The sequence below is a fragment of the Pseudoalteromonas sp. NZS37 genome (assembly GCF_015864265.1).
GTDB lineage: Bacteria > Pseudomonadota > Gammaproteobacteria > Enterobacterales > Alteromonadaceae > Pseudoalteromonas > Pseudoalteromonas arctica.
The window spans coordinates 406,647-420,160 of record NZ_JADYXL010000002.1; the positions used below are offsets into that span (position 1 = coordinate 406,647).

Here is a 13,514-nt window from a genome sequence, read left to right on the forward strand (position 1 = left end):
TTTATTTGAAATAACTATGAACCAAGTGTAAGTTATTATTTCGCATTCAAAAAAGACTTTATTAAGATGGCACAATGGCACGATGAGAAAACAAAAATCAAAGATATCTTTGATGCAATTAGAAATTTTGGATTAGTCGGTCTAATTTTTTATACATCTACAATTAGCTTTTTAAGAGCTAATTCATCTGAATCACTTAGCTACATCTACTTATCAATTAGCATTATTTTATTGTTGTTATCATTCTACTTATATTACTTGAATATTAGCTCTTTTTATAAAACAGTTAAAAGAGAATATAAAGCTAACAATGTAGGGCATCTATTCTATATTTTAATGCCAGCATTTATGCTTGTTTTAAGTATTCAAGTTTATATCCTAACTACTGTAGAAATTAAATTAAAAGATGGTAGAAACTTGAGTGAACTAACGATAAAGGACATATTAAATTTTGATAATAAAGAAATATCTTCAAGAGAATAAGTATTTGGGCTTTATTAATAATTCGATAAAAAGAGAGAAAATATTGCTCGTTTTTTATTCCTAATACGTTATGGTATTTAAATAACATAATAAAATTAAGGAACAGCCATGAATACATCTCCCTCTGATCACATTCCTCAAGAAGCCTTTGATTGGTATGACGAATACGCCCACGGTTTAATGGACCGTCGTACTTTTATGAAAAAACTCGGAGGGCTTGCTGCACTTGGTTTTTCAATGGCTGTACTTACATCAGCATTATTACCTAATTACGCGCTGGCTGAACAAGTGTCGTTTAACGATGACGATATAACGGCAACGTACGAAGAATTCGATTCGCCAAACGGGCACGGTAAAGGCAAAGGTTACTTAGCAACCCCTAAAAACATAGAAGGTAAACTTCCTGTTGTGCTTGTGATACACGAAAATCGTGGATTAAACCCATACGTAAAAGATGTAGCAAGACGCTTAGCAAAGGTAGGTTTTATTGCATTTGCACCCGATGCGCTCTTTCCACTGGGTGGCTATCCTGGTAACGATGATGAAGGACGCGCTATGCAAAAAATCATGGACCGCGCTAAAATTCAAAACGATTTTGTAGCCGCAGCACACTTTTTAAAATCGCATGATAACAGTAACGGTAAACTCGGCGCTGTGGGCTTTTGTTTTGGTGGCTACATTGTTAATTATTTAGCGGCAGTAGATAGTAATTTAATCAGCGCCGGCGTGCCTTTTTACGGTACTCCCGCCAGCGAAAGTTTACGTAAAAACATTAAAGCACCATTAATGATTCAATTGGGCGAGCTGGATAAACGTGTAAACGCGTCGTGGCCACAGTACGAACAAGATTTAAAAGCTAATAATGTTGAATACACTATGCATATGTATAAAGGGGCAAATCATGGATTTCATAACGACTCGACAGGTCGATATGATAAAGACAATGCCGAGCTTGCATGGCAACGTACCGTTGAGTTTTTTAATAAAAAGCTAAGTTGATCTGATTGCGTATTAATCCTTTAATACGCTTTTATCAATAATTCCTTTATTGACCAACTGCTGCAAAATAGCTTGGGATTTTGCTCTGCATACATCACGTAGTAAACGCACCGCAGGGGTTATTGACTGCCTACTTGGGCAAATAAGCCAAAGTTCACCATTAACATGTTGATAATTTGGCATTACAGTAACCACTCTGTCATTGAGTAAATCGTCGGCCATATCAAGAGCCGACTTTACAGCTAAGCCCTTACCTGCAACGCACCAGCGCCTGACTAAATCGCCATCGTTTGAGGCGCGCCTGCCATCCATTTTAACTTTATATTTTGACTCACCATCACTGAATTCCCACGTATTATTTATAATATCCTGCAACTGATAAAACAAACCTTGATGCGACGCTAAATCATCAGGATGCACGGGAGTCCCGTTTTGTAAGAGGTATTCGTGAGTTGCACATAATAAGCGCGGTACGTTACAAATTTTAAAACCATAAACACTTGCATCATTAGGCGAGCCATAACGAAGTGCTATATCAACTGAGTCACGATAAAAGTCGATATTACTATCACTTATATGGGTTCTTAAACTTAGCTTTGGATAAGTGTCCATGAGTTCATCAATCCATGGGATCACCAAGTTACGCCCTAAGTCAGATGAAAGTGCAACACGCAATTCGCCTTCTATTTCGTCGTGTTCACCTTTAAGGTTTTGTTTTGCGAGCTCAAGCACTGCTAGAGCCTGTTCACATTGTGGTATGTAGCGCTCCCCAGCAGCCGACAACCTCAAATGACGTGTGGTACGAACAAACAGCTCGCTACCAAGCGCTAACTCCACGCGTTTAATAGCGGCGCTTGCTGTGGCTGTACGCATATCTAACTTAGCAGCTGCTAGCGTAATACTTCTAAACTCAGCGACTTTTAAAATAAGTTTTAAATCTTCTATGTTCATATTATCTATTTATATTTGATAATGATTCAACGATTATGCGGTTTATCTACATTAAAGCAAGGTCTACTATATATCCATCAGCTAGCCAAAGCATGGCTTGCACCTTATACGTAAACAAATTAGGACATTTATTATGAAAGCCATTGGTTATAAAAAATCTCTTCCTGTTTCTAATCCTGAATCGTTAATTGATGTTGAATTACCACAGCCAGTTGCAACAGGTCGCGACTTATTAATTAAAGTTAAAGCAATTGCAGTTAACCCAGCAGATTACAAAGTGCGTGCATCTATACCCCCTGCTGAGGGTGAAGTAAAAGTTATTGGTTGGGATGCAGTTGGTGAAGTTGTTGCAATCGGCGATGCTGTAACGGCATTTAAACTCGGTGATGCGGTTTATTACGCAGGTGACATTACCCGCCCAGGTAGTAATGCAGAATTTCAATTAGTGGATGAGCGCATTGTAGGTTTTAAACCGCAGAGCTTAAACGATGCTGAAGCGGCTGCATTACCACTTACTGCAATAACAGCGTACGAATTATTATTTGAGCATTTAAACATTGTAAAACAAGCTGCTGATGCAACAACAAAATCAGACGAGGTTATTTTAGTAACAGGTGCCGCAGGCGGCGTTGGCTCTATTTTTATTCAACTTGCTAAAGCGATTACTGGCGCAACGGTGATTGCCACTGCATCGCGCGAAAGCTCTCAAGCATGGGTTAAAAAACTAGGCGCAGATTATGTCGTTGACCATACAAAACCATTACCTGCTCAAATTGACGCATTAAACATTGGCTCGGTAACACATGTAGCAAGCCTGCATAGTACTGATACTTACTTTGAAGCGTATACAGAGGTACTTGCACCATTTGGTAAAATTGCAATGATTGACGATCCTGAGTCATTAGATGTTAGCAAATTAAAAATGAAGAGCTTATCGCTACATTGGGAATTTATGTTTGCCCGCTCAATGTTTAATGCCAAAGATTTAATTGAGCAAAGTAAGTTATTAAATCATGTTGCCGATTTGATTGACCAAGGCTACATTCAAACCACGATTGGTAAAAACTTAGGCACTATAAATGCGGCTAACCTGCGTATTGCACACACAGAACTTGAAGAAGGTCGCTCTATTGGCAAAATAGTGTTGGAAGGTTTTTTAATTCTATAAATATTACACGCCTTATTTATACCTGAATTGATTAAAGGCGCCAATGCAATTGGCGTCTCCAGCCAATATTTCGGGGTGGCTTTTGCTGTATTTATATTTATTAAAGAAACTATTGCCTAATAATATTTGATAATGATTCAACCATATACCTGTTTATCATATTGTAATAATCCTCTACTATCCGCACATAGCTATATTGATAAGCCTTACGTTACGTAGATATATCGATTGTATTAAGTAAGTAGAGTGATTTAAAAGCACGATATTATTTTTGTAATAAATTTTTAAAAGGGTTTGTTTTTACTAAAACTGACTCAACATAGTAAATACTGGTAAAACACCTACTCAATGGAAAAACTAATGACTCACCCTATTATTAATGACTTAGAAAAGCGCTACACAGCAAAACGTTATGATGCAACGAAACGTGTATCTCAAGACGATTTAGCCGTTATTTACGAAGCGATGCGCCTGTCTCCTTCATCTATTAACTCGCAGCCTTGGAAATTCATCGTAATTGAATCAGATGAGGCTAAAGAGCGTATGCATAGTACATTTGCTAATAAATTTGCGTTTAACCAGCCACACATTAAAACAGCTTCGCATATAATATTATTTGCTCACAACCCTAAATATACCCGCGATGATTACGCACAAATCATTGATGCAGATATTAAAAATGGTCGTACTAAAGCAGAAAATCGCGAACAAGCTTTTGGTGCTTACGCGTTTGTTGATATGAATACTGATGAGCAAGGCGTTAATGAAGAGTGGACTAAAGCACAAACTTACATTGCACTGGGTAACACTATGCATGCAGCTGCACGCTTAGGTGTTGACTCTACTCCAATGGAAGGCGTAGATGCCGAGCTGATTGGCGAAGTTTTTGAAAAAGAACTTGATGGTTACGTGTGCGACGTAGCATTAGTACTTGGCTATCACGATAGCGCAGAAGACTATAATGCTAAATTACCTAAATCTCGCTTGGCAAAAGAGCAAGTTATTCAGGTTTTATAAGTAATACGTTATAAACTTAAATGATAACAATATTAAAAAACCACTTATTTAAATAAGTGGTTTTTTGCTTTAAAGCAGTTTAACTTACTTGAAGCTGTGCAGCCTGAATGTATTGCACTAAATCTTCAATAGAAACCACGGTCATATTATGTTTATTAGCATAATCACTCACCTCAGGTAAGCGCGCCATTGAACCATCTGGATTTGTTAGTTCGCAAATTACGCCAAATGGTTTTAAGCCGGCAAGCTGCATTAAATCAACGGATGCTTCGGTATGACCACGACGAACTAATACGCCGCCCGTTTGTGCTTTTAAACCAAATACATGCCCAGGGCGCGATAAATCACTTGGTTTAGCGTTATCGGCTGTCGCTGCTTTTATAGTAGTTACTCTATCAGCAGCAGACACGCCTGTTGTAACGCCATGCTTAGCTTCAATAGTGACTGTATAAGCGGTGTTATTTTGACTTGTGTTGTGGGTTACCATTTGCGGTAAGTCGAGCTGTTTAATGCGCTCCTCCCCCATGCATAAGCAAACAATACCGCTGCCTTCGCGGATCATTTCGGCCATTTGAGAAGCCGTTAAATGCTCAGCTGAAAATACAAAGTCGCCTTCATTTTCACGGTTTTCATCATCAACAACAAGTACGCCTTGCCCTTGCTGTAGTGCAGTAATTGCGCTTTGTACGCGGATATGGCTTTCGCCGAATTGAGTAAGTAGAGACTGAATCATCATTATATTCCAAATAAAAAATAATAGATTCAGGACTGTGAAAGGATCAGTAATATATCGCTTTAAATTTAAAACGATCACTACCAAAATAGCTTAAATAAAATAACAAAAAGCACGCAGCAAAAAGCAGCGCACACTGTTATACCAACGGCATTAAATTAGTGACCTATTATAACGCTAGAAAAATAGCTCACTTAACGCGATACAATGATCGTGTCTTTAATAAAATTGATATTAGTATAATAAGCCATATTCTCTTTCATCCGGACTGTAACCGTCGGCTCTGGCATCTCACCAGATCTGCTTGACCTTTACTTAACCTAGTTAAAAAATAAGTTAAATAAAGCGCTCGCGGGCTCGTTTAAGTTATAAATAACATTAAACATACCGCCGGTGGGGAATTTCGCCCCGCCCTGAGAATGTACTTTTATAACTAAAGCGCTATAAAAGCGGGCTTATTATACCCTTTAACTTAATTACTTATCAAAGGTAAGTGAATAAACTTCTAACAAAGCTCGGTATTTAATGAGGCTTTGACTACTTTACCTTCATTTATGTCAGCGGTGATTGTACAAGTAGCGCCGTTTACTAAATTTAAGTTAGGTGGAGCATGACCAATATCGGCATCAATAATCACAGGAAATAAACACCCACCTAGTGCAACATCAAGCGCGTGGCGGTAATCAAAAGAAGCATCTTGACCTTGAGTGATCACGCTGCGACCAATAATAATACCGTTTATATCGTCAAATATACCTGCTAATTTTAATGAAAGTAAAAACCGTGCAACGGTTGTTGGCGTCAGCTCTGAGTTTTCTAGGTATAAAATAAGCCCTTCGGGTGCACTGTGTTTTTTAAATTCATGTAGTGCCAAAAATGGAGAGTCGAGTAATAAGCCGACTGTATCTAAGCACCCACCAAATAAACGACCCGACATTTCAATAGTGCGTGCATCAAAGTAATTTAAACACTGCCACTGAGTAACTTCTGAGTGTTCAAACAATGCATTTGGGTTTTGTACGTAATCAGGTCTATTTTTTTGATAATGCGATGACGGGGCTTGCTCAAATTTGCTACCTGCTTCATAACTTAGTGTTTCAAATATTTGCAGGCAATAAGGACTTTTTTCGTCAGGATGTAACTGCATAAGATTAGCGCTGTGTAGTGTTGCCCATTGGCATTTTGCCGTGAGTGCGCATGCAATGGTGCTTACATCAGAGAACCCAACTAACCATTTAGGCTTTGCTTCTTTAATTGCATTAAAATCAAGTAGGGGCAGTATTTCCATTGCAAGCTCGCCACCAAATGGAGGCATAATTGCATCTATCTCATCATCTAATAAAAAACCCATTAACTGCTGAGCATGCGCTTTAGCGTTAAGCTGTCCATGCGGTTTGCTTTGACGTAAAAACTCTCCTTCAACAACATCATACCCTCGATGTTTTAATCCATTAATAACAATGTCTAACCGTGCATGGTACTTTTCTTTAAGGCCTGATGAAAGTGAACAAATTGCTATTTTTGATCCTACTTTTAAAGGCGCTGGGTAAAGTATATTAGGCATATATTTTCCTTTTTAGAGAATACGTTAATACCAATTACATTAAATCAGCGAGTTATTTGATGCGCTAAATGCTCATGTTTTTAGTAAATTGATATAAGTACCTACTATACCAACATAGACCATATTTATAGAATATGAATACTGTACAAACGCGCCTACCATTAAAGGTTAAATTACAGACATAAAAAAACCGATGTAATTACATCGGTTTTTATTTAAAAACGTTAAAGTGAGTTATGCGTTAAAGATACTCAACTTCAATGATTTCGAACTCAACAATACCTTTTGGCGTTTGAATAGACACTGCGTCGTCCATTTGTTTACCAATTAAGCCACGTGCAATCGGTGAGTTAACAGATATTAAGTTGTTTTTAATATTTGCTTCGTCATCGCCCACAATACGGTATTTTACTTCAGCATCGGTTTCTATATTTACAATAGTTACCGTAGTGCCAAAAATAACTCTACCGGTATTTGGCATTTTAGTTACGTCGATAATTTGAACATTTGAAAGTTTAGCTTCAATTTCTTGAATACGCCCTTCACAAAAACCCTGTTGCTCACGCGCAGCGTGGTATTCAGCGTTTTCTTTTAAGTCACCATGTTCACGTGCAACCGCAATATCACTTACGATTTTAGGACGGGTAACTGTTTTTAATTCGTTAAGCTCTTTACGCAGTAAATCTGCGCCACGAACTGTCATCGGAATTGATTGCATACTTTTCTCACTTAACACCAAGGCCCTAGTTGGCCTTGGCACATTTCCTTAGTTCAATCGCAGATGTAGCTCTTGAACTGACGTCACTTTGCTGCGGTCATCTGCTTTATTAGCAGTACAGTTAGCGAATGCCGCGTTCAAGGTTGTCGTATAGTTGGTTTTATTTTGCAATGCACCACGACGTAACACCTTCGAATCTTCGATCGCTTGGCGACCTTCGGTGGTATTAACGATATAGCTGTACTCTTTATTCTTGATATAATCAAGAATATGCGGGCGGCCTTCATATACTTTGTTTACACGTCGTACTTCAATGCCAGCTTCTTCAAGAGCTTGTGCCGTGCCACCAGTTGCGTCAAGTTCAAAACCTAAGTCGGTCATGATTTTGGCTAATTCAACAATACGTGGCTTATCGCTATTACGAACAGATAATAGCGCGCGACCACCGCGTGGTAAAGTGTTGCTTGCACCTAATTGTGCTTTTGCGAATGCTTCGGCGAAAGTATCACCAACACCCATCACTTCACCTGTTGAACGCATCTCAGGACCACGGATTGGATCCACACCCTGAAACTTAGCAAATGGTAAAACAACTTCTTTAACGCTGTAGTAAGGAGGGATCACTTCTTTAGTAATACCTTGGCTTGCTAAAGACTGACCAGCCATACAACGTGCAGCTACTTTTGCAAGCGCCACACCGGTTGCTTTAGATACAAACGGTACAGTACGTGCAGCACGTGGGTTAACTTCGATTAAGTACACTTTGTCTTCTTTTACTGCAAACTGTGTATTCATCAAGCCAACAACACCAAGTTCAAGCGCCATGTCGGTTACTTGCTTGCGCATTACATCTTGCACTTCTTGTGATAAAGAATGTGCTGGTAATGAACAGGCTGAGTCACCCGAGTGAACACCCGCTTGCTCAATGTGCTCCATGATACCGCCGATAATTACTTGCTCGCCGTCGCAAATTGCGTCAACGTCAACTTCAATCGCGTTATCTAAAAAACGGTCCAGTAATACAGGTGCTTCGTTTGATGCTTGTACAGCTTCGGTCATGTAGCGACGTAAATCATCTTCGTCGTATACAATTTCCATTGCACGACCACCTAGTACGTACGACGGGCGTACAACTAATGGGAAGCCAATTTCAACTGACTTAAGTAAGGCTTCTTCGGTTGAAGTTACTGTTGCATTTTCTGGCTGAAGTAAGTTTAAACGCTCAACAAGTTGTTGGAAACGTTCGCGGTCTTCTGCACGGTCAATCGCATCAGGTGAAGTACCAATCACTGGTACGCCATTGGCTTCAAGCTCACGCGCTAGCTTAAGTGGTGTTTGACCACCGTACTGTACGATAACGCCTTTTGGCTTTTCAACACGTACGATTTCGAGTACGTCTTCAAGCGTAATTGGTTCAAAGTATAACCTGTCAGATGTATCGTAATCGGTAGATACCGTTTCAGGGTTACAGTTAACCATAATAGTTTCGTAACCGTCTTCGCGAAGCGCAAGCGAGGCATGTACACAACAGTAATCAAACTCAATACCTTGACCGATACGGTTTGGACCACCACCAATAACCATGATTTTATCACGATCTGTTGGGTTAGCTTCACACTCTTCATCGTAAGTTGAGTACATGTAAGCAGTGTCTGAGCTAAATTCTGCTGCACACGTATCAACACGTTTGTATACTGGCACGATGTTTAATAAATGACGTTTTTTACGAATTTCAGCTTCAGATACACCTGCAATTTCTGCTATACGCGGATCTGCAAAGCCTTTGCGTTTTAGTTTACGTAGGAAGTCAGCATTTAAACCCGCCATGCCTACTTTCGCTATTTTTGCTTCGTCTTTTAAAATGTCTTCTATTTGTACTAAGAACCAGCGGTTAACTTTAGTCAGTTCGTAAACATCATCAACACTCATGCCATGGCGCATTGCATCGGCAATGTACCAAATACGCTCAGCGCCTGGCTCGCGTAGTTCACGAATTATTTTTTCTTTTGCTTTAGGATCATCAAGCGCAACTATCGGGTTAAATCCCGTTGCACCCACTTCAAGACCACGTAATGCTTTGTGTAATGATTCTTGTTGGTTACGACCAATTGCCATTACTTCGCCAACTGATTTCATTTGCGTAGTTAAACGGTCGTTTGCACCGGCAAATTTTTCAAAGTTAAAGCGAGGAATTTTTGTAACAACGTAATCGATTGAAGGCTCAAAAGACGCGGGAGTTTTGCCACCAGTAATGTCGTTTTGAAGCTCGTCAAGCGTATAACCTACTGCTAGTTTTGCTGCAATTTTAGCAATTGGGAAACCCGTTGCTTTTGATGCTAATGCAGATGAACGTGATACACGTGGGTTCATCTCAATGATAACCATACGGCCATCTTCAGGATTAATACCAAACTGCACGTTAGAACCGCCAGTTTCTACACCAATTTCACGTAATACTGCCATAGAGGCGTTACGCATAATTTGGTATTCTTTGTCGGTTAGCGTTTGCGCTGGTGCAACGGTGATTGAATCGCCAGTGTGAACACCCATAGGGTCAAAGTTTTCAATGGTACAAACAATAATACAGTTGTCGTTTTTATCACGTACAACTTCTGTTTCGTACTCTTTCCAACCAATCAGTGATTCATCAATTAGTAATTCGTTCGTTGGCGATAAATCTAAGCCACGTTCACAAATTTCTTCAAACTCTTCTAAGTTATACGCTACACCGCCGCCGGTGCCGCCCATAGTAAAAGAAGGCCTGATAATACATGGTAAACCAATGCGCGTTATGATGTCTTTGGCTTCATCCATAGAGTGAGCAATCTCAGCACGAGGGCATTCAAGACCAATATTTTTCATTGCTACGTCAAAGCGTTCACGGTTTTCTGCTTTGTCGATTGCATCAGCCGTTGCACCAATTAGTTCAACACCATGTTTAGCCAATACACCGTGCTTGTCTAGTTCAAGCGCACAGTTTAATGCCGTTTGACCACCCATTGTAGGCAGTACTGCATCTGGCTTTTCTTTTTCAATAATTTTTTCTACCACTTCCCAGTGAATTGGTTCGATGTATGTTGCATCAGCCATATCAGGGTCGGTCATGATAGTTGCAGGGTTTGAGTTAACTAATATAACTCTGTAGCCTTCTTCTCTAAGTGCTTTACACGCTTGAGCACCAGAGTAGTCAAATTCACAAGCTTGACCAATTACAATTGGGCCTGCGCCTAAGATAAGAATGCTTTTTATGTCGGTACGTTTTGGCATTATTACTCCAGTTAAATTAGTGTTTACGCGCTTGCATCAAATCGATGAAGTGGTCAAATAATGGGGCTGCATCGTGCGGACCAGGGCTTGCTTCAGGGTGACCCTGGAAGCTAAACGCAGGTTTATCTGTACGATGAATACCTTGAAGCGTTCCGTCAAATAACGATTTGTGCGTAGCACGAAGCGTACTTGGCAGGCTTGACTCTTGAGCTGCAAAACCATGGTTTTGAGCTGTGATCATAACTACATCGCGGTCTAGGTCTTTAACTGGGTGGTTAGCGCCGTGGTGGCCAAATTTCATTTTTTCTGTTTTAGCACCTGAGGCAAGGGCTAATAACTGATGACCTAAACAGATACCAAAAATTGGTGTGTCGGTTTCTAAAAAGGTTTTAATTGCATCAATAGCGTAAGTACATGGCTCAGGATCGCCAGGGCCATTAGATAGGAAGATACCATCAGGGTTTAAAGCCAGTACGTCAGCGGCAGAGGTTTGCGCTGGTACTACTGTAAGTTTACAGCCACGGTCTACAAGCATACGTAAAATATTACGCTTTACACCGAAGTCGTAGGCAACAACATGAAACTTTTCATCAGCAGCATCAAGGGTTTTAAATCCTTCGCCTAATGTCCAGCTTGATTCGCGCCACTCAAAATTTTCCTTGGTTGAGACAACTTTTGCTAAATCCATACCTTTTAAGCCTGGGAAGGCTTGCGCGGCTTGTAGCGCTTTATTTTCGTCTAGCTCGTCGCCAGCAATAATACACCCGTTTTGTGCGCCTTTATCACGCAAAATTCGAGTTAACTTTCTGGTGTCGATGTCCGCAATACCTAAAATATTACGTTCTTTTAAGTAATCATCTAACGATTGCTCGTTACGAAAATTACTTGCTAGCAGTGGCAAATCACGGATCACTAGGCCTTTAGCCCAAATTTGATTCGCTTCTTCGTCTTCGCTGTTGGTACCCGTATTACCGATATGTGGGTACGTCAAAGTTACGATTTGTTCCGCGTATGATGGATCAGTCAAAATTTCTTGATAACCAGTCATAGACGTATTGAATACTACTTCACCGACTGACATGCCGTCAGCGCCGATTGCAGTACCGCGAAACACTGTGCCGTCTTCTAGGACTAACAGAGCGGATTTAGTCAAGTTAAACCTCCTAACAGTAAAAAACGGGAGTAAGCAATTGCTTAACACCCCGCCAATACCCAGAGGGATCGTCAAAACCAGATTTCTGTGAGCTTAAATTGTTTTACGCAGTCTTAAATGATGCAGATGTAAAGCATTCAACCTTCAATCATTTTTTCTTGCCTAAAACTATTTTTATTCCCACTGAAACCCCGGATTTACTAGCCACTTGGGTATAATTGGAAACACGCATTTAGTAATTTTTGGCAAATTGGCTGCATATTACATTAAGTTAGCTTTTAGGTCTAATATTATTTAGTAAATTGTTACAAACAAGTCACTGTAGGCAAAATTAGACCCAAACAGTTAAAAAAGTAACTAAACTACTTCAGATCTAGTACATCTTGCATATCATAAAGTCCTACAGGTTTATTTTTCAACCAGCTTGCAGCCCTTACAGCACCTAGAGCGAATGTCATTCTTGAACTTGCTTTATGGGTTAATTCGAGTCTTTCGCCCATTGTGGCGAAGTATGCGGTGTGTTCACCTACTATATCGCCCCCTCTTAGTACCGAATAACCAATTTCATTTTGCGATTTAGCGGTCTCCACTTGGCTGCGGTCATATACAGCAACCTCGTCGTGGTCCCAGCCTTTAGCCTGTGCAATTGATTCGCCAATGGCTAATGCTGTGCCCGATGGCGCATCGATTTTATGACGATGATGCGCTTCAAATATTTCAATATCTAAATCGTCACCAAATTTGGTCGCTGCGGTTTGCACAAGGTTCAGTAGTACATTGACTCCTACACTGTAGTTTCGCGCAAATACAATAGGAATATGCTTAGCGGCATCGTGTAAAAGTGCCATATCGTCGCTTGTTAAGCCCGTTGTACCAATAACCATAGGAATTTTTTGTGCTACAGCGGTTTTTAAATGGTTTTTCATACCAGCGGGAAGCGTAAAGTCGATTAAAACATCTACATTATCTATTGTGGTTTCTTCGCTAAAGCTAACACTGTTATCGGCGGCGCTATTTACTTGATTTACATTAATACCTAATAACGATGAACTGCTACGAACGTATGCACCTGTAAGTTGTGTTTGCTCTTTAATTGTCGCTGCTTCTAATAAAGCTAAGCCCATTCTGCCATTAGCACCAAAAACGCCTATTCGATTTGTAGTCATTGTTTTTACCTAATTTAAATTTGGATCCGTTTTTTACTAATCTAAGTATATATCCGTTGCATTACAAATACGCGCTTAGGTATTTTTATGCAGTTGGACAAATATTAATCGCTGAAAATAGCGTTACTTTGTAGATATTATCTAAAAGTCATGCAATAGTCAGGTGACCTTTTAATTTAATAATAATAACAATACCAGTTTACTTTAGCCATCTATACATTTAAACTTCTCTTTCGCGTCGATTTGGTCTTTGGCTTGCGGGCGCTGCACTCTCCTAATTTTGTTAATGATTAAC

Annotated in this window: 11 protein-coding genes and 1 riboswitch; of the genes, 4 read left to right on the forward strand and 7 right to left on the reverse strand. The window is 39.9% G+C overall.

The features are described 5' to 3' along the window. Positions 1 to 66: 66 nt before the first annotated feature. Complete coding sequence (locus I6F47_RS05145) at positions 67 to 483, forward strand: hypothetical protein (protein WP_007581892.1); 417 nt, start codon at positions 67 to 69, stop codon at positions 481 to 483. Between the two features lie 108 nt (positions 484 to 591). Next, positions 592 to 1,482: a dienelactone hydrolase family protein gene (locus I6F47_RS05150; protein ID WP_197183468.1), complete on the forward strand. Its 891-nt coding sequence runs from the start codon at positions 592 to 594 to the stop codon at positions 1,480 to 1,482. Between the two features lie 12 nt (positions 1,483 to 1,494). On the opposite strand, the gene I6F47_RS05155 is transcribed toward I6F47_RS05150, so the two are convergent. Continuing rightward, the gene (locus tag I6F47_RS05155; RefSeq protein ID WP_197183469.1) at positions 1,495 to 2,433 is read right to left on the reverse strand and encodes a LysR family transcriptional regulator; all 939 of its coding nucleotides are present in this window, start codon (positions 2,431 to 2,433) and stop codon (positions 1,495 to 1,497) included. A gap of 133 nt (positions 2,434 to 2,566) precedes the next feature. On the opposite strand from I6F47_RS05155, the gene I6F47_RS05160 reads away from it, so the two are divergent. Beyond that, entirely contained in the window at positions 2,567 to 3,601 is a 1,035-nt protein-coding gene (locus I6F47_RS05160) for a zinc-binding alcohol dehydrogenase family protein (RefSeq protein WP_197183470.1), read from the forward strand. Positions 3,602 to 3,961: 360 nt separating this feature from the next. Continuing rightward, positions 3,962 to 4,618, forward strand: a complete 657-nt coding sequence (locus I6F47_RS05165; RefSeq protein ID WP_165734949.1) for a nitroreductase family protein — start codon at positions 3,962 to 3,964, stop codon at positions 4,616 to 4,618. Positions 4,619 to 4,697: 79 nt separating this feature from the next. Here I6F47_RS05165 and ribB read toward each other — a convergent pair whose 3' ends face one another. The 6 genes from ribB to dapB form a co-directional block, all read right to left on the reverse strand. After that, on the reverse strand, positions 4,698 to 5,351 hold the full coding sequence (gene ribB / locus I6F47_RS05170) for a 3,4-dihydroxy-2-butanone-4-phosphate synthase (protein WP_197183515.1): 654 nt from the start codon (positions 5,349 to 5,351) through the stop codon (positions 4,698 to 4,700). A gap of 247 nt (positions 5,352 to 5,598) precedes the next feature. Beyond that, a riboswitch (FMN riboswitch) is annotated at positions 5,599 to 5,776 on the reverse strand. Between the two features lie 80 nt (positions 5,777 to 5,856). Further along, the gene (locus I6F47_RS05175) at positions 5,857 to 6,915 is read right to left on the reverse strand and encodes a S66 family peptidase (RefSeq protein WP_007584524.1); all 1,059 of its coding nucleotides are present in this window, start codon (positions 6,913 to 6,915) and stop codon (positions 5,857 to 5,859) included. A gap of 241 nt (positions 6,916 to 7,156) precedes the next feature. Then, a complete protein-coding gene (gene greA / locus I6F47_RS05180; RefSeq protein WP_010553419.1) occupies positions 7,157 to 7,633 on the reverse strand; it encodes a transcription elongation factor GreA in 477 nt (158 codons plus the stop codon). Between the two features lie 48 nt (positions 7,634 to 7,681). After that, positions 7,682 to 10,900 carry a carbamoyl-phosphate synthase large subunit gene (gene carB, locus I6F47_RS05185; RefSeq protein ID WP_121955296.1) on the reverse strand — a complete coding sequence of 1,073 codons (3,219 nt, stop codon included), beginning with the start codon at positions 10,898 to 10,900 and terminating at the stop codon, positions 7,682 to 7,684. 16 nt (positions 10,901 to 10,916) lie between these two features. Beyond that, on the reverse strand, positions 10,917 to 12,053 hold the full coding sequence (carA, locus tag I6F47_RS05190; protein WP_007375827.1) for a glutamine-hydrolyzing carbamoyl-phosphate synthase small subunit: 1,137 nt from the start codon (positions 12,051 to 12,053) through the stop codon (positions 10,917 to 10,919). A 362-nt stretch (positions 12,054 to 12,415) separates the two neighbouring features. Further along, positions 12,416 to 13,219, reverse strand: a complete 804-nt coding sequence (gene dapB, locus I6F47_RS05195; RefSeq protein ID WP_024592675.1) for a 4-hydroxy-tetrahydrodipicolinate reductase — start codon at positions 13,217 to 13,219, stop codon at positions 12,416 to 12,418. Positions 13,220 to 13,514: the final 295 nt, after the last annotated feature.